Origin of the sequence: Variovorax sp. RTB1, from assembly GCF_035018765.1 — a bacterium.
GTDB lineage: Bacteria > Pseudomonadota > Gammaproteobacteria > Burkholderiales > Burkholderiaceae_C > Variovorax.
Window position 1 is genome coordinate 1 of record NZ_JASJXG010000037.1, and the last position, 17,446, is coordinate 17,446.

Here is a 17,446-nt window from a genome sequence, read left to right on the forward strand (position 1 = left end):
GTGGCGCCTTGGGCAGGGGAACTGCTGCATCACTGGTTGCAGGTCCGATACGAGGCCCAGATCGTGGGGGATTGGCTGTTTCCGGCGACGCGGACAGGCAAGCCCTGGAGCAAGGATGCGCAATACCGGGCCGCGCGTGCGGTGCTGGAAGACGCGAGGATCGACAGTGCGGACGGGGGGTCGTTCCGGTTGCGGCATACGTTTGCGTTGCGGCAGCTGCGACGAGGGACAGAGCCAGCGCAAGTGGCGCGCTGGCTGGGGGTGGAGCCCGAGGTCATGGCGCGGTATGACCGGGTGGTGGCGGGGCCGGCGGACGTGGTTTGAGTTTCCATTTTCCGGCCAGCACATTGGCTCTTGTGAGCGTGCTCTTCGCGCGCTGATCCAGAAGCAGACTGACATGGCTCACTCAGACGATCGGAACCCACAGGCTCGCAACAGACCAGTTACATTATTTCGCTGAAGCAATTGGCGCAGCGAACGGCAAACTGAGTGCGGAGGCCGAAGCTGTTGAATTCGCAAAAGGGTACGCAAAGTCGAAGTATCAATGCGTCCAATTGAGAAAAGGTTCGGAGTTGCTTGGCTCTGGTTTCCTCCTCGATACGTCGCCGGCATTCGTTGCAATCGTCAACACTGAGCGCCAACGCGCACGCGTCATTCCACGTGAAGGCGTTGAATTAATTTCCGGCAGGCCGCCAGTGTTACCTGAAGCGCACCGTCCGTAGGCCTTTCTTTTTGCCGGCTTCTCTGTCTTCTCCTTCACACGCCAAAAAAGGTTCGACAGCTTGGTTGCAGCAGAAAGTCGCTCTAATTTCATGGCGAGCGTTGGTCTTGCCGACCAATTCGTTGACAGAATCCGGACTACGGTTCGATGCAGCCGTCATGCGGCCGAGACGACATCGCAGTCGCCCATTCAACGCAAGCGATAAAGCGAGGAATGCAAGGGTCAAATATTATCCGGCAACTTCAAGACACCCGAAGCGAATGAGCGATGACCTTCCCTGCCCTTTCTGCGCGATCGATGCATCGAGGATCGAAGGACAGAACGCGCACGCTTTCTGGATCAGAGATGGCTTTCCGGTTTCGGCAGGGCACAGCCTGGTCATTCCTAAGCGGCATATAGCGTCGTTTTTTGAAGTGACAGCGGCAGAACGAGCTGCCTTGCTCGGGCTTTTGGATGAAGCCAAGGCGCTTATCGCTGGCGAGCATCGACCCGACGGCTACAACATCGGCATCAACGACGGCGCGGCCGCAGGGCAGACGGTGCCGCACCTCCACATCCACCTGATCCCGCGCTACGCCGGCGACATGACGGATCCGCGCGGTGGCGTGCGCTGGATCATCCCGGACAAAGCCGACTACTGGTCGCATCGCGGGTGAGCACACAGCGACTCCCTTCGCCCGAGGAACAACTCTCCTTCCTCGCCAAACTGCAGCGCCTTTTCGCTGAAGGCGACTTCACCGCCACGTACAAGTTCGCACTGCTCATTACCCTGTCGGACCTGGCCGTCGAGCTCGGCAATGATCACGGCCATGAGCTCCTGGTTACAACCCGTCAGATCGGCGAACGTTTCGTCCAGCTCTACTGGCAGCAGGCCGCACCGTATGCCGCCTCCTATTTCACGACTTCTGTGATGCGCGACGAAGCCACCGTGCTCGTTCAGAACAATGGCGCCCAGGCAGCGATCGTCAATCTGGTCAAAGCCTTTCGCGAGCAGACCGGTGCAGCGACCGCGCAGCAGGGAATGCGTGATGCGGCATACCCGGCACTGCTGGCATCCGTCACACGCACCGTGTCGGCCATGCCACTGAATTACCTGCAGAATTTTGGCGGCTCGACCGACGAGTTCCTGTACGTACGTCGCAGCGACGGCCTCGTTGGCTTCAGGCCGGCCAGCGTCTACTGCCTGCGACGCTTCCAGCCGTTGGTGCAGCAGCTAGCCCGCTCGCACTGGGTCGACCACATCAAGGCGAACCGCAGGAACTTGTCGGTGCTTGGTCCAGGCAACGACCTCGAGGACTTCCTGTTCTCGTCGTCGCGGCAGTCGTTGTTGATTCTGGGCCAGGGACTTCGCAAGGTCGACGGATCAAAATGCTTCTACTGCGGCCAGACCATGACGGGTGCCGACGTCGACCACTTCATTCCGTTCTCGCTGTACCCACGCGACGTGGGCCAGAACTTCGTGCTGGCCCATCCTTCTTGCAATCGCAGCAAGTCGAGCACGCTGGCAGCGCGGGGTCACCTGGAGCGCTGGCTGCAGCGGCTCGACACGCATGCCGACAACCTACTCGAGATCGGCGCAGCAGCGGGGATGCCGTCAGACCCGCAGGTCAGCAGACAGGTGGCCCACTGGGGCTATGCCAATGCGATCGTCAGCGGTGCGCACGCGTGGCGCAGCGCTCGCGACTACGAGCTGATAAGCCCGGGTTATGCGGACTGCTTTGCGGGCCAATGCACTTGAGATTGACGGCAAATCCTATCGAATGCTCTTCGCACACGTCCTTCCGATCCATGAAATCTCTTGCTGCTTTCACGTTCCTGGTTTTTACGATCTGCGCTGCGGCACCACCGACCGTGTACCGGTGTGAGACGAATGGCAAGGTCAACTATTCGGATGCGCCTTGCGTGGGTGCAAAGGTTATCGACGTAACGCCAACGCAGGGAGCGGACAAAATGACTGGTCGCTCCAGCAAAGGCCGCGATGTGCAGCGCGAAGAGTTTCACAGCACCCTGGACAACGCCACACGGCCGTTGCACGGGCTCTCCCACGACGAGATGGATACGCGCCGGCGCCGCTACCAGTTGTCATCGACCGACCAGCTTCAGTGCGCCACGTTGGACCAGCAGTTGCCAGCGCTGGAAGAACAAACCTCGAAGGCTGCCGGACGGGCCAGGGGACAGGCCGATGTCGCGCTCTACCAGGCACGCAAGCGGGCGTTCGATCTGAAGTGCTGAAATCGCCAAGCACTGATTCGCTGTACCGGCAGGTGATGGGCGACGCCTTCCTGCAACTGCATCCCGCCGTGCGGCGCTTCCACAGCCCGTTCGGCACGCACATCCTGCGAGGCGAGGCGAGGTGCGGATGCAGGCGCCACATTCATGGGCCGCGAGGCAACTGGCCCGCCTGCTGGGCTCCCCGTTGCATGCAGTCAATGGCACGATCCGCTTCCGGCGCGACGCACAAGCGGACCGAGAAACGTGGACACGTCATTTCCCAACCTGATCGATGACCTCAACGCTGACAAGACCACATCGGTTCATTGTTGAGAAACTTGGCGCGGCGCGACTGACTTTTCGACTGCAGGCCATACAGAGGCGACTGGTGATGCGTCTTGAACAGCTGCACTTCCTCGGCTTGCCCTGCCCCCGATGGGGACACCCGACGATCGCGGCGGAAGAGTCCGGTGAGGGCGAACTTATCCACTTCAACGTCAGCGCTTCCCTGCGCTGGATCCGGCTGGTGAGCGGCTATCGGGGCACACTGCGGATTCCGAAGGAGCTGAACCCATGATCGTGGTCTTCGATACGCAATGCCTGCTGTGCAATGGCTGGGTGAAGTTCCTTTTGCGGCATGACCGCAAAGGCGTCTTCCGCTACGCATCGATCCAGGGAACCGCGGGACAGACCCTTCTGTCCCAGGCCAATCTCAAGGTCGAAGGCCTGGAGACATTGCTGTTGATCGATGGACCACGCATCTGGCAGCACACCGGCGCCATCTTCAGGGTGCTGGGGGCTTTGGGCTGGCCCTGGCGACTGGCCTGGATAGGTTGGCTGGTGCCCGTGCAGGTCAGGGACCCGTTGTATCGCCTGCTGGCCAGGAACCGGTACCGCGTCTTTGGCAGACTCGACGAATGCGCCATGCCACCCGCGGACTACAAGGTCCGGTTTCTGGATTGAAAACTTCCGCACCGGATCACGTCATCCGGGCTAAATGGCGCTGTTTCCGTAGTTCTCCAGAGTGGCTAATGCCGCGCGCAGTGGACCACGACTAACGCAGCCGCGGCAAGCAGCAGGCCACTGAGTATCTTGGTGCGGACATAGCGGTCGATGTTGCGCCGGTTCGAGCGCTGCACCCAAAACAATGCCTGCCGGGCAGTGTCGATGTCGTGCTGGCCTGCGTCTTCGAGAGCGCGTTGCGCCTCGCGCTGCGCTCAGCTGTCGGCCATCTGGTCAAAGACGAGTTTGATGGGAAAGAGATGCGGAGAGAACGATCGTCTGGATTGCCGGTCATGTCAACAAAGTCACGGCAATGCAGACGGAATTCAACCCTTAGGTGAATAGTAATTCGGAGTGTGCACAGATCAGCTTTTGAGATGCCGACTTTTCAGGATGAGCCGCCAAGAGTCTTAGTTAATTGCAAACAGGTAAGCTCGGGACTATCTCAACCCTACTTCCAAAGACTCATGGCAAAGACCTACGAACAGATCCAGCAGCAAATCGAGAAACTCCAACGGCAGGCCAAAGCCCTCCAAGCCGTTGAAGCCAAGGGCGTTATCGATCAAATCAAAGCAGCCATCGAGCATTACGGCCTGACGGCCGAGCAACTCGGATTCGACGGTGCCAAGACTTCCCCCCTTGCGACTTCGGCAGCTCCCGCACCGACGTCGGCGCCTGCCGCGAAGCAGTCTTCGAAGCCAGCGACCAAGAGCACCAACAAGAGCAAGAGCAAGCCGCAGTTCAGTGATGAGTCTGGCAACGTATGGGGTGGCCGCGGTCCGCGCCCGGCATGGCTGCGCGATGCGCTGCAGGCTGGCCGTGACATCAACGAGTTCCGCATCGGCAAGCGCGCCAAGGCAAAGAAGACGCCAATGCCGCTGGGTGCTGCGATTGCTGCAGTCTCGCCGTTGACCAAAACCGCAGCGACACCGGCTCCACTCACCAAGCGTTCCAAGATGAGCTACGGCGACGATGTCGGCCATTCGTGGAGCGGCATGGGTCCGAAGCCGGGCTGGCTGAAGGCTGCAATCGAAGCGGGCAAGTCGCTGGCTGACTTCGCGAAGTAGTCACCGGCCATATACCGGGTGACAGACTTCGTGGACGGCGAGCCGTCGAAGATCAAGCCGGACGGGCTGCGCTACAAGGCCAAGCCTGCCGGCACCCCGTTCAAGACGAACGCAGTCGGCAGCAGCATGTCCTGCCTGCTCTGCGGCCTCCACAAGCCGCGAGCAGAAGGCGCTGTGAAGACAATGTTTGGGGCCAAACAGTTTGTGTGCTTCGGGTGCCGGCCCACCGCGACACGTTGAGGATCTGGCGCAAAGGTTGCTGCGCAGTTCAGCGGACAGGAGCGCTTAGAACGGCTGATCGCGGACGCTGTTTCAGGGCCATCGTGGAGCCTGTTGGGCGGTCGCTACGCTGCCCGAGAACCGCGCACGTTTCATGATCAAGGTAGTGCGGCAGAACCGGATCCGCCGGTTCGCCGGCGTCATGGAGGCGCGTATTAGCATGGGCCACAACGCGTCAGTCCCGCTGCAACAGCGCACCGGATCCGCGCCAACAGCGTGCTTACCCCTACTTGGGTACTTGAGCAGGCCGGGATGACCAACCAACTTCGGAAACATCATCACCTGCGTCATCCCGACCGATCGCAGCGGGGCAGACCCCCGGGCGGGTGATCGCGCGACGCGCGCAGGGCATTCCGTTTCCTCGCGATGCCAGCAGCACTCGTGCACTTCGGTGGAGTGATGCGCCGGCTGGACGATGTACGAGACCGCGCCTCGAATACCGCCGCAGCAAGTTGGAGTAAGCGCTGCTGGATGGGGTCTTCCTAGCGACTCACACCGCAGCAGGATGACCCTGCCGCCGTTGGACCTGAACGTCGCCGGGCTCGGCAACAGGCGGCTTCGAAGGCCAACCATGGGCATCGAGCATTCCTACGAAACACGGCTCGCTGCCAATTTGAAGACGCACTCGAGTTTCGATATGCAAGAGAACTCGGCCGTCAGCTGCCCGCTCTGTAGAGCGCAGAATTTGTCTACCGTGCGTTCCCAGGTGCGTTCAACCCACCTGGTCGATGACTCGGCGTCGCTTGACGGTAACGATGGGCTGCGATGGCGCAGCAGCCGACCCTGTGCTTTCATCCCAACCGTCTTTTAGCGGCGCGGCCGGGTTTAAAAAGCCTTGAAGATCGTGTTCGACACAAATGCGCTCGATCTCGCGTTGGCGATCATCGCCGTCTCGTTTGTCTGCTTTAGTTACGGCGCGGCGCGTCGACTTGGATTGCATGTGTGAGTGCAGCGGGTTGAACCGAGAAGGGCGACTTGCCGCTAACGGTCGTTGGCATTGCAGGGAGACCCTGCTGCCGAAAGACAAATATGCCAGGGAAAGCGGTAGCGCCTGTAGGCGCAGAGCCCGAGGGCCGGCGCGATGCCAGCCCCCATTTCCGTTTGCTTACTTCTTCTTTGAAGCGACAGCCTTCTTTGCTGGGGTGGCCTTCTTCGCCGGAGCCTTCACCGCCACAGCCTTGTCGGCCTTGCGTTTGGCCGCCTTCGGGTCAACGGCAGCCTTGAAAGCGGCGCCGGCGACAAACTTCGGCACTTTCTGTGCGGCGATCTTGATCCTCGTTCCAGCCGTCGGATTGAAGCCCGCGCGTGCTGCACGGGCGACTTGCTTGAAGGTCCCGAATCCAACGATCTGAACTGGATCGCCTTTCTTGACGGAGGCCACGATGGCCTCGGTAACGGTGGCGAGAATGCGTGCGCCCTCCGCTTTGCTCACGCCATGCGCGGCGGCGATCTTGTCTGCGAGTTCGAGTCTGTTCATGTTTTCCTGGGGTACGTGAACGCCTGGCGATGAACGCAGGCGTTGCTTGTTTAAGCGAGGGCGATTCTATGCACTGCTGGTGGGTACTTTTGAGTGCTCAGGCTTCGAAGGCGCTCCGCCGTCCGAAAAGTCGCGTTCGAGCATGCCGAGGGCTGCGTCCAGTTCGTCGATCGGGACCTGCGTCGACAACGTGAATGGCGCTGAGAGCGTCAGAGGTGATTCAAGTGATACGGCCTTAGAAGCACGATCATGTTGGCAGTCTACTTTTCGCCGGGCCGGCTATCCTGATAGGTGAACTCGTCCTTCGCGTTCTCATCGTCGATGGGGCTCAAAAAATGGCGCAGTTCCCCGATCAACGAACGCATGGTACTCACCGTTTCGGTTGCCATTTCCCGAGCTCGAGATATCCGAATTTCTTCCGAGTAAAGCGAGCGGACAACATGCTGGAAACCGAGGACGTCCTGCATTGCCTTGTAAGTGGAATGCGAAATTAGCGCATACCGCACACCCGGGTTTTGGGCGCTGGCGGCGTTGAGCAGTTCGGCTTGCCATGCGCCTCCGGGCGAAACCTTACCGTCGATCGCCTCGACGAGGTTTTTCAGTATCGACTCGGCCTTGGTGTAAATGCCCTGAACCATCGCGCTCAGAGAGCTTGCTTCGCCAACCTCGCTGTAAATCTCGGCGAATTCCGCCAGCATCCGGCGTTGCCGTGCGACCTCGCGTTCGAGCGTGCCGAGTGCCGCGTCCAGTTCGTCGATCTGGACCTGCGTCGACAACGTGAATGGCGCTGAGAGAGTCATAGGTGATTCAAGTGATACGGCCTTGAAAGCGAGATCATGTTGGCAGTTTTCTTCTGGCCAAGTTCAGTCGCGAACATCAGGTCGACGGGGGTCGGGTGGATGGTTTCCACGATGCGCGCATAGACCTCGCATTCGGTCAGTTCACCCGCATCGAGGACAAGAATGTCCACATCCGATCCGTCACCGAACGACGATGGGCCACGGGCATACGAGCCGACCGTGACCGCACGTACACCTACCGCTGCCAGGGACGCCATGCAGGCGTCCACCTGTGGCCGCACAGCCTCGTAGGAAGCCAGTCGGCGTTCGGCCACCAATTCGGCAAGGGGTCTGATCATTCCACGCATGGTGGGATGTTCGCATTGCGGCATCCCGTTGTCGACCTGTGGAGGGATACAACGATTGCTGCTTTCGACCGCGCGTTTCGATCAGCCAAGAAAATGCCCCGGCAGCTTGTGCTCCGGGGCATTGGGTTCACGCGAGACGTGAGCCTTTGGGCAGTCGACTGGCCAGCCATTCATGCACGTCAGCACGGATGTTGCGGCCATCCAGAAGGAAAGCCTCGAACCGTGATGGCACGTAAGGCAGGTACACAAGAGGCATCTTCGCTTCTTCGGGAGTGCGGTCACGCTTGCGGGAATTGCAGACGCCGCACGCCGCCACCAGGTTGGTCCACACCCACTGGCCACCCCGGCTTTCAGGAAGGATGTGCTCGCACTGGAGGTCGCGATCGGCGAAGACCTGAGCGCAATACGCACACGTGTTTCGATCACGCTTGAGCAGCTTGGCCTTGGTAAAGCCCGGGCCCACTTCGAACAGGTTGACCTTTGAGAAGCCGCGCAGCGCAATGATCGGCGCGACGTCGATGATCGACTGCACGCCGCGCGCGACGCAAAAGCCTCCACGCATCGTCAGGAGAGGCCCCGTGCCTTCCTCCCACGCCACCGAATCGGTGGCGTAGTGGGTGGCCGCCTGTTCCGGCGAAATCCACGCCTGTGGCGTCCCCTGGATGTCGAGTTGGAGTACGTGTCGCATGGTGTGGCCTCCTTTCGTGGCCTGTCTATTTGCAGCTTGCTTTCAACCTCTTAGCCCCTCGGTCTATCAACCTTTCAGCCTTTCACGCAAAGCACCTGCTTGAGCGTGTGTTCGATCGAAACCAGATCCGCTTGCGCGGCCATCACGACTTCGATGTCCTTGTAGGCACCCGGAATCTCGTCGAGAACACCCGCATCCTTGCGGCATTCGACGCCGGCCGTTTGCGCGACCAGCGCGTCGATGTCGAAGAACTTCTTGGCGGCGCCACGTGACATGCGACGGCCCGCCCCGTGGCTGCAAGAGCAGTACGAGGCAGCATTGCCTTTGCCCCGCACGATGAAGCTTTTTGCGCCCATCGAGCCCGGGATGATTCCGAGCTCGCCGGCGCGCGCGCTCACGGCGCCTTTGCGGGTGAGCCAAACCTGTCGCCCAAGGTGTTCCTCGATGCTCGCGTAGTTGTGATGGCAGTTGATCGCATCCTTCGTCGATCCAATGTCGCGCCCGAAGGCGCTACGCAGAACGTTCATCACGCGAAACATCATCAGGTCGCGGTTGAGAGCCGCGTAGTCCTGCGCCCAGCGGAGCGCCTGAACGTACTGCTCGAACTCGACGGTACCTTCGGCCAGCCACGCCAGATCCTTGTCGGGAAGCGCAACACCGTTGCGGTGGGCGCTCTCGCGGGCCATGGCGATAGCTGCTTCACCGATGGTCTTGCCGATGAAACGCGATCCCGAATGAAGCATCACCCAGACATCCTGGCTCTCATCGAGGCACAGCTCGATGAAGTGATTGCCGCCGCCCAGCGTGCCCAGCTGCTTCCAGATCCGGCGAACGTCCAGCTTGCCGAGTACGGCCAGGATGCTCAGCGCCTCGAAGCGTGCGTACAACGCGTCCATGCGCTGCCGCAAGACACGGCCATGAGGTCCCTCATGGGTCGGATTCAGTTCCTTGTCATGCACCGAAAAGCCGACCGGGATCGACGCCTCAATGCACGAGCGCAGGGGCCCCAGACTGTCCGGTAAATCGGTCGCCCGCAGCTCTGTTCGCAACGCAATCATTCCGCAGCCAATGTCCACGCCGACAGCCGCCGGGATAATTGCGCCGATGGTCGGAATCACAGAGCCGACAGTCGCACCCTTTCCGAAATGCACATCGGGCATGACGGCGACCGGTCCAGCGAGGATCGGCAGCCCTGCGATGTTGCGCAACTGGCTCAGGGCTTCGTGCTCGATCTCCAGGCCGGCAGTCCAGGCCTGGACGTTTTTCATCAGTTCCATTTTTTTCTCCTTCGCAGTCTTGTTGTTTGGTGCGGCGCGCGAGGTTCGAACTCGCATCCTCAGGCATCGGAGACCTGCGCTCGTCCAGTTGAGCTTTCGCCGCGATGGTCTTGTCTTGGTCCCCGTCGCCGGCCTCGAACCTGCAAGCCCGCTCGGGCACTACCCCCTCAAGGTAGCGCGTCTGCCGATTCCGCCAGACGGGGTTGGGTGGTCGATCGCCGAGGCATCGAACCCCGGACATGGGTCTTGTAAGGACCCCGCTCTACCAAGCTGAGCTAGCGATCGAAAAGTGGTGTCGAAGGCCGAAAGCCTTCGCGATCCGGGCGTCACATGCCCAATCGACTAGATATCCGTGAACTTCGGATGTCGACGATCAGTTTTTGGGGCGATCGCTATCGACGGGACGGGCTTCGTCCAATGCCCTGAGTTCGGAGATCGCTCGCTCGAGCACTGAGCGATCAAGAACGTCCTTTGAGCGGGCCGTTTGCTTCGTGAGGAGCAACCCCTCCAAGCTAATGGTGTGGAGTGGCAGCCCATCGAAATCGACTGTCTGCGCGAACTGGGTAAGCGTCTCGAATGTCTGGCCGTTGGCATTGAGCATGAGGTCAATAACGAACTCGTCCAGGATACGGATGTTCTCGCCCTCCTCAAACCATGCAGGATCGATGTCCGCTGCGGCTTTGTCAGGCAACATTGAAAGGGCTTGCCTGACGAGCGCGCCAGCCGTTGCAGTGGCCGGGAACACTATGTCGATGTCGGTTGTTCCTCGCACGTAGCCGTGGACAGCGAGCGCGTAGCCGCCGATCAGGAGATAGGGGACCCCGTGCGCGTTGAGTGCATGAATGACAGTACGCAGGTCTTCGATCGTCGCCGGACGCGTCGTTGATCGCTCGTCAGTCATTGGCAACTTCTTCGCGCCTGGCGACCGCACGAGCTGCCATGGCGCGTGCGAGGCACTCCTCGTCGAATCGGTTCATTTGCTCGTGCGTCTTAAACCGCATGATCTTTGCTTGCTTCGGGATGCCCGAATCCATAGCCCCTCCCAACGCCGCAAGCGTCTTCATCACCACGCCGGCGCGCCTCAAGTTTTCACCGCAAGGCGTTGCCGTGACGACGGGTTCCATGCGTTTTCCGACGGTGCGCGTATTCATTTCAGAAAGCTTATACGCTCGAGGGCGGTGGCCCAGCACGCATCTTCGATCTGGTGCGCGCAGAGAATTTCGAAATCTCGACCCTCCGGTTAAAAGCCGGATGCTCTTCCTCTGAGCTATGCGCGCGGATAGTGATTGGTGATTGGTGATTGGTGACTGGTAGCTGGTAGCTGGTAGTGCCGGCGGGATTCGAACCCGCGAGTCACCGGCTTATGAGGCCGGGGCTTTACCGCTTAGCTACGGCACTGGGATCGGCCAAAGGTGAAAGGTGAAAGGTGCAAAGGTGCAAAGGTGAAAGATGCAAATGGTCCCGCTTGTCCGACTCGAACGGACATGCCTTTCGGCAACTGCTTTTGAGGCAGCCGTGTATGCCGGTTCCACCAAAGCGGGATGTGCTGGAGAAGTGTTGGTGCCCGGCCCTCGGGCTCGAACCGAGATGGCCTCTCGGCCTCAGGTTTTTAAGACCCTAGCGTCTGCCATTCCGCCAGGCGGGCTTTAAGAACTGTGCAGGGCAAACGATGGGGTGGGCGAAGGGAGTCGAACCCTCGTCAGCTGGACCACAACCAGCGGCTCTGCCATTGAGCTACGTCCACCAGAAAGTCATCTTCAGCCACCTCGCATTCATCGCGGTCGGCAGGCGGCGTTGCGTGTTGCGTTCAAGGACCTCAAGAACATCAAGAACATCAAGGGCCATCGGTCTTGTGGTGCCCCCGGACCGATTCGAACGGCCGGCCCGCGGGGTAGAAATCCGCTGCTCTGTCCAACTGAGCTACGGGGGCAGACTGAATGCATGGAGGCGCGACCGGGAGTCGAACCCGGCTCTGCGGTTTTGCAGACCGCCGCACGGCCGCTTTGCTACCGCGCCAAAAAACTGGCAAATTGGCAATGGACATTTATCGCCGTCCAAGGCGAAGCAATGGAGCAGGCCGCCGGAGTTGAACCGGCCTGCACAGCTTGGAAGGCTGGCGCCTAACCGCTCGGCCAGGCCTGCTTTAAAACGCTGGTGGATCGTCTTCGGTTCGAACGAAGTATTCCGTGAGGAGGCGCGGTTACAGCGCGCTGCAGTCACCCATGCTGCTCACGATCCGTTGGGTCAGTTCTGTCAGTTCTGTCAGTTCTGTCAGTTTTGACAACTACTCTGGTGCGCGCCGGGAGACTCGAACTCCCAAACCCCTGACTTCGTAGGCCAGTGCTCGTCCATTGAGCTTCGCGCGCAAACTCTTTTCCGTTATATTTCGAGAAATGACATTTCCTACGGAAAACCATCTCTACACGCCGCTGGAACCCAAGCAGTTGCGGCAGTACATTGACTCGGAATCGATTTTTCTAAGCCATCGCAGGGCGCGACAGGCGGCCTCCGAGGTGAAGGGATCGATGCGTTGGCGGCCACAAAACGGCGCCGAATACCTGATCAGGCAAACCGTCGGGAATGCCCAGAAATCGCTTGGGCCTCGTTCCGAGAAGACCGAAAGCATTTTCGCAAAATTCACGGCTCGAAAAAACGAGACGACGCGCCGTCTGGCGTCCATATCGACCGCACTGGAAGATCAGCAGCGCATGAACAAGGCGTTGCGCGTCGGCCGGGTGCCCGAGATCGTCGTCAAAATCTTGTCGGCGCTGGAGCGGCAGTCGCTTGCAGACAATTTCTTGACGATCGGAACTCACTCCCTCTACGCGTACGAGACTGCTTGTGGAGTTCGTGTCACTGCGGACGCTGTTGCGACGGGCGATATTGACTTGCTGTTTGACAGCAGGAAACGACTGTCGTTCGTCGCAAAAATAAAGGAGACGGACAACAGCTTTATCGCAGCGCTGCGAAAGGCTGATCCAACTTTTCGCGTGCTCGAGGACCAGAAGCAAACCGCTGAAAACGACGATGGTTTTCAGATCGACGTAGTCCGGCGATCGACGGTTGAGGGAGATCCGCATCCCTTGAGGATGAGCGACGACGAAGAAGACCTCTGGGCTGTGCAAATCGACACCGGCAACAAGATACTTGGCGCAGAGCGATTCAGTCAAATGGTCGTTTCACCGACGGGCCACATGGCGATGATGCACACCATGCATCCCATGACCTTTGTCGCGATCAAACGCGAGCTCACGCGCAGCGACTGGCGTGACCCCAAGAAGCGCGTAAAGGATGGGGTTCAGGCGGACTTGGTCGAACATCTTGTGCAGACACACATGCCCCATTACAAGCGGGTGCCTGGTGGCGTCGACGAGGTCCCGCCGGACGAGCGACATCGCGGATAGGTTGATGGAGGATGCTCGCGCCGGCTTGCGATGACACTCGGACAACTGCAAAACTGGCGGAGAGACTGGGAGTCGAACCCAGGCACCACATCGCTGCGGCACATCGCATTTCCAATGCGAGCCAATAGGCCACTATGGGACCTCTCCAATGTTCGATGGCGGAGGATGCATAGATTCGAACTCGCGTACCCCGTCAGGGGTTGCTGCTTTCAAGGCAGCCGGCTTTGACCACTCGCCCAATCCTCCGTTAAACCTGGTGCCGCGAGAAGGGATCGAACCTCCGCCGCCTGCGTGTTCGGCGCAGCGCTCTACCGTCTGAGCTATCGCGGCAAGAAACTAATAAATCTGGCGTTCCGCAGGGGATTCGAACCCCTGGCTTCCTCCGAGACAAGAAGGCACTCTGGCCACTGAGTTAGCGGAACAATCTCGAACGCTGGTAAGGGAGGTCGGATTCGAACCGACGGATTTCCTGGCTCAGAACCAGGTGGCTTGGACCGCTCGCACCACTCCCCAGAAATCAAAGGCTGGCTCCTCAACGTGGGCTCGAACCACGGACCCTCCGGTTAACAGCCGGGAGCTCTACCAACTGAGCTACTGAGGAATAAAAACGTAAGAATGTGGTGGAGATAAACGGGGTCGAACCGTTGGCCTCCTGCGTGCGATGCAGGCGCTCTTCCAATTGAGCTATATCCCCGGGAAAGTTAACGACGGCGCAGACACGTGGCAGTGCGTATCCATTGACCGACGGATGCATTGGTGCATTCATGGCGGATCGTGTGCGATTCGAACGCACGGGCCGCTGTCGCAGCCACGGCTTAGCAAGCCGTTGTCATGGGCCTCTCGACCAACGATCCAACGAAATTTCCGGTTACGAGTTCCGGCGACGCCCAATTGTTGCGTCCGGTTTCCACGGGAGGGAGATCTACATCACCCGGTCCCGCTCTTTGTGTGGTCGGTGCTGCAGGTCTCGAACCTGCGACCTCATGCTCCCAAAGCAAGCGCGCTACCAACTGCGCCAAGCACCGTAGAAATCTTCCATCCGATTGATGGTGTCCCTTGGAAATTTTGAAATTCCGACCTATCGGTTATCGACCGAGTGCTCTGCCTCTGAGCTAAAGGAACAAGTTTGGGCAAGGGCTGATGGATTCGAACCATCGAAAATGCCTGGTTCAAAACCAGGTGCCTTAGTCCACTTGGCGAAGCCCCAATTGGTTAACAAGACGCGATGCGCATGCGATCTTGGCGCCGGAAGTCTTCGCACGGGAAGTCCCGGCGCCAGAGATCGCTAAGGCGAAAAGCCGAAACAGCGACTCCGGAGTGACGGCGGCATGAGATTGGTATCCCGTATGGGTTTCGAACCCATCTGCTCACCTTGAAAGGGTGATGACCTCACCAGAAGTCGAACGGGACACTTACACGTTGGTTGCACGATGGAGCCTCAAGTCACGATTCGAACGGACGACCAATTCCTTACAGGGGAAACGCTCTACCGGCTGAGCTATTGAGGCGAAAAACATTGACGCTGGCGAGCCAAGCAGGACTCGAACCTGCAACCTGCGGTTTTGGAGACCGCTGCACTGCCAGTTGTGCTATTGACTCGTGTAGTGAATCGGATCTGGTGGTGCCCCAAGGGAGACTCGAACTCCCAGAGACTCGGGTCTGAGCCGAGCGTGTCTACCGATTCCACCATCGGGGCAACTGAAAAATCCTAGAAAAGCCATTTCGGTTGTGTCCACACGCGAACAGGAAGGCCTGGGCCTCCTGGGTGCGATCGCTGCACATGGGGCCAAGACCTCATGCACATCCCGCCAACCCCTTCCCTGGGGCGATCACGGCGGTAGTGCGTAGGCACACCCGAAATGGAGCAGATGGTGGGGGTCGGACCCACGGCCTCAACGTTGGCAACGTCGCGCTCTACCACTGAGCTACATCTGCGTTTTCGCAGGTCCGGTGGCCCCACCAGTGAGGAGCGCGAACCTGCTGCGAATTTTTAATGATCACCCACCGGCGCCACTCGGCGGGTGAGTTCACGGCAGCACGATGACTGCCGTGGCAAGGCTTGCCTTGCGGGTCGATGCGCCGTTGCCAGCGCGTTGAGAAAAACAAAAAGGCCCGGATCCACTTCTGGAATCCGGGCCTCTTGGAAGAGAGCTTGGGAGGTCGCGCTATGCGCTGCCTCCGCCCGGTTGCATCTGATCCTCCTGGCTCGATCCAAGCCACAAATTGGCGGTGATCGAAAGCACTGAGTCCTGATGCATGTTTGTTGAAATTGCCGGATACGTCGTACCTCGAGCCTTGGCGCCCGAGCCTTCAAAGCCGCACGCACCCATGACCTGCCGGCCCGATGCGGGTCGCTGGTTCAGTTGGGAGGCTTGCAGTCTGGTCACGATGTGTTCTCGGTAAATATGTTGGTCGGTTGATCTGCCGGAATCGATTGGTGGCGGGCCGTGAGGCATCACCAGCTAGTCCGCGATCCAGAGCTCGCTGCCAATTGCTGCGAATTCTGTTTCGATGAAGGCACTGTAATCTAGATTTACAGATACCGTCAAGATCTGAGAAAATAATTCAGTTGGGGCATCCAGATCGCAGTCAACGAACAACACGTGACATGGATTACCCGCCGCGCCTGGTCGACCAGCATGCCGCCTCAACCAGCCGTTTTTTCCAATCGTTTTCTCCTACCGCTCTCTCCCTACGTGCCTGCATCAATATCCGTCAACACAAGCGTTCAGAGAAGAGCGAACACGCTGGCCCTGTTCCATCTCTTCACGGGCAAGTACGTCGCCGGCGGCGGCCCAGCCAAAGGGATCGAGGCCGCCTTCGCCGCATCGATCGAGATCTCCGCGTCGCGCTGGTCTCAGATAAAAAATGGCATCAGGCAGATCGGCGATGTGCTGGCGCGGCAGATCGAGACACACAGCAACGTACCCGCCGGCTGGCTCGATATGGAGCATGAAGCGGTGTTGCCCAACGATGCAAGAGTGAAGTTCCTAGACCTCGCCGCGCGCGCATGGGACGCATCGAATGCGGAGGGAAAGCGCGCCCTGCGGAGCGTCGTACAGGAGCGATTGAAAACTGCGGGTTCGAGTTGACTTTTGTGCACATCAGGCGCCCGCGATCGCTCAATCGTTATATTTTGGCGGTCGAACATGAAAGATCACGCCGCACAGAGCCTCCGAAAAAACGATGCGCTCCATCATGCTCAGGAAAGCGATGCGGCACTCAGGCCTTCTGCACCGTTCGTACTGCGCATTCTGGTCACCGGCCATGGCGAGAGTCTGTTGCTTCATGCAGTGAGTGATGCAGGCAGCGTGCCAACCCCGGACTTGATCAGCGTTGCCTTGTTTTCAAAACGGTAAGCTCGAGAGTCTTACGACTCTATTTAACAAGACTCATGGCAAAGACATACGAACAGATCCAGCAGCAAATCGGGAAGCTTCAAAGCAAGGCCAAAGCGCTGCATGCGGTTGAAGCCAAGGGCGTCATCGTTCGCATTAAAGAAGCCATCCAGCATTACGGCCTGACGGCAGAGCAGCTCGGATTCGATGGTGCGAAGAGTTCCACTTCCTCCTCCATCATTTCCCCCGCCGCCACTGCATCGGCACCCAAACAGTTGCCCGTACCGTCCGCAAAGCCGACGCCCAAGGCAGCAACCAAGACTACCGTCCAAGGCAAACCGCAATTCAGCGATGGGTCCGGCAATTCCTGGGGTGGCCGCGGCCCGCGTCCGGCGTGGCTTCGCGAGGCGCTGCAGGCTGGCCGTGACATCAATGAGTTCCGCATCGGCAAGCGCGCGAAGGCAAAGAAGGTGCCGGTGCCGTTGGGCGCTGCGATTGCTGCGGCAACCGCATCGCCTGCATCCACACCCGCTGCACCCACACGTGCTGCGGCTACACCTGCTGCAACCGCCAAGCGCGCGAAGGTGAGCTACGGCGATGATGCCGGCCATTCATGGAGCGGGATGGGTCCAAAGCCAGGCTGGCTCAAGGCCGCGATCGAATCGGGCAAGGCGCTCGCTGACTTTGTGAAGTAATCAGCGGCGATCGGCGCGGCTCACCGACTTCGTAGAACAAGGGCAGAAAGCCCGTTGGTGAAGCCTGCGCGATGGTGGGTGCATCAGCAGTTCAAGCTGCCGTGATGCTCGACCAGGTTTGGCGCTCGTCGAGCGTGCGG

General features: G+C 59.5%; 19 protein-coding genes and 27 tRNA genes. 11 read left to right on the top strand and 35 right to left on the bottom strand.

The genetic code is table 11. The features are described from left to right. The 7 genes from QN397_RS19375 to QN397_RS19405 form a co-directional block, all read left to right on the top strand. Window positions 1-324, top strand: a 324-nt coding sequence (locus QN397_RS19375; RefSeq protein ID WP_323501655.1) for a tyrosine-type recombinase/integrase, incomplete at its 5' end; no start/stop codon positions are given. Window positions 325-981: 657 nt separating this feature from the next. Beyond that, window positions 982-1,377, top strand: a complete 396-nt coding sequence (locus tag QN397_RS19380) for an HIT family protein (RefSeq protein ID WP_323501656.1) — start codon at window positions 982-984, stop codon at window positions 1,375-1,377. Then, on the top strand, window positions 1,374-2,459 hold the full coding sequence (locus QN397_RS19385) for an HNH endonuclease (RefSeq protein WP_323501657.1): 1,086 nt from the start codon (window positions 1,374-1,376) through the stop codon (window positions 2,457-2,459). Before QN397_RS19380 ends, QN397_RS19385 begins: the two co-directional genes overlap by 4 nt. Before the next feature lie 212 nt (window positions 2,460-2,671). Then, on the top strand, window positions 2,672-2,953 hold the full coding sequence (locus QN397_RS19390; protein WP_323501658.1) for a hypothetical protein: 282 nt from the start codon (window positions 2,672-2,674) through the stop codon (window positions 2,951-2,953). A gap of 271 nt (window positions 2,954-3,224) precedes the next feature. Continuing rightward, window positions 3,225-3,509, top strand: coding sequence for a DUF4166 domain-containing protein (locus QN397_RS19395; RefSeq protein ID WP_323501659.1), 285 nt, complete (start codon window positions 3,225-3,227; stop codon window positions 3,507-3,509). Beyond that, window positions 3,506-3,895, top strand: coding sequence for a thiol-disulfide oxidoreductase DCC family protein (locus QN397_RS19400; RefSeq protein WP_323501660.1), 390 nt, complete (start codon window positions 3,506-3,508; stop codon window positions 3,893-3,895). Before QN397_RS19395 ends, QN397_RS19400 begins: the two co-directional genes overlap by 4 nt. Window positions 3,896-4,401: 506 nt before the next feature. After that, window positions 4,402-5,001: an H-NS family nucleoid-associated regulatory protein gene (locus QN397_RS19405; RefSeq protein WP_323501661.1), complete on the top strand. Its 600-nt coding sequence runs from the start codon at window positions 4,402-4,404 to the stop codon at window positions 4,999-5,001. A gap of 991 nt (window positions 5,002-5,992) precedes the next feature. On the opposite strand, the gene QN397_RS19410 is transcribed toward QN397_RS19405, so the two are convergent. The 20 genes from QN397_RS19410 to QN397_RS19505 all read right to left on the bottom strand — a co-directional run bounded on the left by QN397_RS19410 (window position 5,993) and on the right by QN397_RS19505 (window position 12,235). Beyond that, on the bottom strand, window positions 5,993-6,220 hold the full coding sequence (locus QN397_RS19410; RefSeq protein ID WP_323501662.1) for a hypothetical protein: 228 nt from the start codon (window positions 6,218-6,220) through the stop codon (window positions 5,993-5,995). Between the two features lie 165 nt (window positions 6,221-6,385). After that, the gene (locus QN397_RS19415; RefSeq protein ID WP_323501710.1) at window positions 6,386-6,796 is read right to left on the bottom strand and encodes an HU family DNA-binding protein; all 411 of its coding nucleotides are present in this window, start codon (window positions 6,794-6,796) and stop codon (window positions 6,386-6,388) included. Between the two features lie 221 nt (window positions 6,797-7,017). Next, the gene (locus tag QN397_RS19420; RefSeq protein WP_323501663.1) at window positions 7,018-7,533 is read right to left on the bottom strand and encodes a hypothetical protein; all 516 of its coding nucleotides are present in this window, start codon (window positions 7,531-7,533) and stop codon (window positions 7,018-7,020) included. Window positions 7,534-7,553: 20 nt separating this feature from the next. Next, window positions 7,554-7,895, bottom strand: coding sequence for a nucleotidyltransferase domain-containing protein (locus QN397_RS19425; protein WP_323501664.1), 342 nt, complete (start codon window positions 7,893-7,895; stop codon window positions 7,554-7,556). Between the two features lie 136 nt (window positions 7,896-8,031). After that, window positions 8,032-8,592 carry an HNH endonuclease gene (locus QN397_RS19430; RefSeq protein ID WP_323501665.1) on the bottom strand — a complete coding sequence of 187 codons (561 nt, stop codon included), beginning with the start codon at window positions 8,590-8,592 and terminating at the stop codon, window positions 8,032-8,034. Between the two features lie 74 nt (window positions 8,593-8,666). Beyond that, a complete protein-coding gene (locus tag QN397_RS19435; RefSeq protein ID WP_323501666.1) occupies window positions 8,667-9,869 on the bottom strand; it encodes an RtcB family protein in 1,203 nt (400 codons plus the stop codon). Window positions 9,870-9,896: 27 nt separating this feature from the next. Next, window positions 9,897-9,972 (bottom strand) — tRNA-Arg (locus tag QN397_RS19440). A 13-nt stretch (window positions 9,973-9,985) separates the two neighbouring features. Beyond that, a tRNA-Leu gene (locus QN397_RS19445) sits at window positions 9,986-10,072 on the bottom strand. Window positions 10,073-10,077: 5 nt separating this feature from the next. Then, window positions 10,078-10,154: transfer RNA gene (locus tag QN397_RS19450), tRNA-Val, on the bottom strand. Window positions 10,155-10,242: 88 nt separating this feature from the next. Then, a complete protein-coding gene (locus QN397_RS19455; RefSeq protein WP_323501667.1) occupies window positions 10,243-10,770 on the bottom strand; it encodes a hypothetical protein in 528 nt (175 codons plus the stop codon). Beyond that, the gene (locus QN397_RS19460; protein ID WP_323501668.1) at window positions 10,763-11,020 is read right to left on the bottom strand and encodes a hypothetical protein; all 258 of its coding nucleotides are present in this window, start codon (window positions 11,018-11,020) and stop codon (window positions 10,763-10,765) included. Before QN397_RS19460 ends, QN397_RS19455 begins: the two co-directional genes overlap by 8 nt. 51 nt (window positions 11,021-11,071) lie before the next feature. Then, window positions 11,072-11,146 (bottom strand) — tRNA-Lys (locus QN397_RS19465). Window positions 11,147-11,191: 45 nt separating this feature from the next. Beyond that, window positions 11,192-11,267 (bottom strand) — tRNA-Ile (locus QN397_RS19470). A gap of 58 nt (window positions 11,268-11,325) precedes the next feature. Further along, window positions 11,326-11,410, bottom strand: a tRNA-Leu gene (locus QN397_RS19475). Window positions 11,411-11,427: 17 nt separating this feature from the next. After that, a tRNA-Leu gene (locus QN397_RS19480) sits at window positions 11,428-11,514 on the bottom strand. 25 nt (window positions 11,515-11,539) lie between these two features. Continuing rightward, a tRNA-His gene (locus QN397_RS19485) sits at window positions 11,540-11,613 on the bottom strand. A 109-nt stretch (window positions 11,614-11,722) separates the two neighbouring features. Then, a tRNA-Arg gene (locus QN397_RS19490) sits at window positions 11,723-11,799 on the bottom strand. Window positions 11,800-11,811: 12 nt separating this feature from the next. Further along, window positions 11,812-11,885, bottom strand: a tRNA-Cys gene (locus QN397_RS19495). 52 nt (window positions 11,886-11,937) lie between these two features. After that, a tRNA-Gly gene (locus QN397_RS19500) sits at window positions 11,938-12,011 on the bottom strand. 148 nt (window positions 12,012-12,159) lie between these two features. Continuing rightward, window positions 12,160-12,235, bottom strand: a tRNA-Arg gene (locus QN397_RS19505). 27 nt (window positions 12,236-12,262) lie between these two features. On the opposite strand from QN397_RS19505, the gene QN397_RS19510 reads away from it, so the two are divergent. Then, window positions 12,263-13,273: a GSU2403 family nucleotidyltransferase fold protein gene (locus QN397_RS19510; RefSeq protein WP_323501669.1), complete on the top strand. Its 1,011-nt coding sequence runs from the start codon at window positions 12,263-12,265 to the stop codon at window positions 13,271-13,273. 54 nt (window positions 13,274-13,327) lie between these two features. On the opposite strand, the gene QN397_RS19515 is transcribed toward QN397_RS19510, so the two are convergent. The 15 genes from QN397_RS19515 to QN397_RS19585 form a co-directional block, all read right to left on the bottom strand. Continuing rightward, a tRNA-Ser gene (locus QN397_RS19515) sits at window positions 13,328-13,420 on the bottom strand. A gap of 9 nt (window positions 13,421-13,429) precedes the next feature. Further along, window positions 13,430-13,519: transfer RNA gene (locus QN397_RS19520), tRNA-Ser, on the bottom strand. A gap of 8 nt (window positions 13,520-13,527) precedes the next feature. After that, window positions 13,528-13,603 (bottom strand) — tRNA-Phe (locus tag QN397_RS19525). A gap of 16 nt (window positions 13,604-13,619) precedes the next feature. Next, window positions 13,620-13,695: transfer RNA gene (locus QN397_RS19530), tRNA-Asp, on the bottom strand. A gap of 103 nt (window positions 13,696-13,798) precedes the next feature. Beyond that, a tRNA-Asn gene (locus tag QN397_RS19535) sits at window positions 13,799-13,874 on the bottom strand. A gap of 17 nt (window positions 13,875-13,891) precedes the next feature. Then, a tRNA-Ala gene (locus QN397_RS19540) sits at window positions 13,892-13,967 on the bottom strand. Between the two features lie 71 nt (window positions 13,968-14,038). Continuing rightward, window positions 14,039-14,127, bottom strand: a tRNA-Ser gene (locus QN397_RS19545). A 95-nt stretch (window positions 14,128-14,222) separates the two neighbouring features. Further along, window positions 14,223-14,298: transfer RNA gene (locus QN397_RS19550), tRNA-Pro, on the bottom strand. A gap of 22 nt (window positions 14,299-14,320) precedes the next feature. Continuing rightward, a tRNA-Ile gene (locus tag QN397_RS19555) sits at window positions 14,321-14,395 on the bottom strand. A 5-nt stretch (window positions 14,396-14,400) separates the two neighbouring features. Next, window positions 14,401-14,480, bottom strand: a tRNA-Gln gene (locus tag QN397_RS19560). A 128-nt stretch (window positions 14,481-14,608) separates the two neighbouring features. Further along, window positions 14,609-14,683: transfer RNA gene (locus tag QN397_RS19565), tRNA-Glu, on the bottom strand. A gap of 21 nt (window positions 14,684-14,704) precedes the next feature. Further along, a tRNA-Thr gene (locus QN397_RS19570) sits at window positions 14,705-14,781 on the bottom strand. 15 nt (window positions 14,782-14,796) lie between these two features. Then, window positions 14,797-14,872: transfer RNA gene (locus tag QN397_RS19575), tRNA-Trp, on the bottom strand. Between the two features lie 20 nt (window positions 14,873-14,892). Then, a tRNA-Leu gene (locus tag QN397_RS19580) sits at window positions 14,893-14,969 on the bottom strand. A 164-nt stretch (window positions 14,970-15,133) separates the two neighbouring features. Continuing rightward, window positions 15,134-15,208, bottom strand: a tRNA-Gly gene (locus QN397_RS19585). A gap of 668 nt (window positions 15,209-15,876) precedes the next feature. Between QN397_RS19585 and QN397_RS19590 the strand changes: the two genes are divergently transcribed. Genes QN397_RS19590 through QN397_RS19600 form a run of 3 tightly spaced genes read left to right on the top strand, consistent with a single transcriptional unit; the run spans window position 15,877 to window position 17,306 of the window. Beyond that, window positions 15,877-16,365 carry a hypothetical protein gene (locus QN397_RS19590; RefSeq protein WP_323501670.1) on the top strand — a complete coding sequence of 163 codons (489 nt, stop codon included), beginning with the start codon at window positions 15,877-15,879 and terminating at the stop codon, window positions 16,363-16,365. 57 nt (window positions 16,366-16,422) lie between these two features. Next, the gene (locus QN397_RS19595; protein WP_323501671.1) at window positions 16,423-16,632 is read left to right on the top strand and encodes a hypothetical protein; all 210 of its coding nucleotides are present in this window, start codon (window positions 16,423-16,425) and stop codon (window positions 16,630-16,632) included. Between the two features lie 35 nt (window positions 16,633-16,667). Beyond that, the gene (locus QN397_RS19600; protein WP_323501672.1) at window positions 16,668-17,306 is read left to right on the top strand and encodes an H-NS family nucleoid-associated regulatory protein; all 639 of its coding nucleotides are present in this window, start codon (window positions 16,668-16,670) and stop codon (window positions 17,304-17,306) included. The last annotated feature ends 140 nt before the right edge of the window (window positions 17,307-17,446 follow it).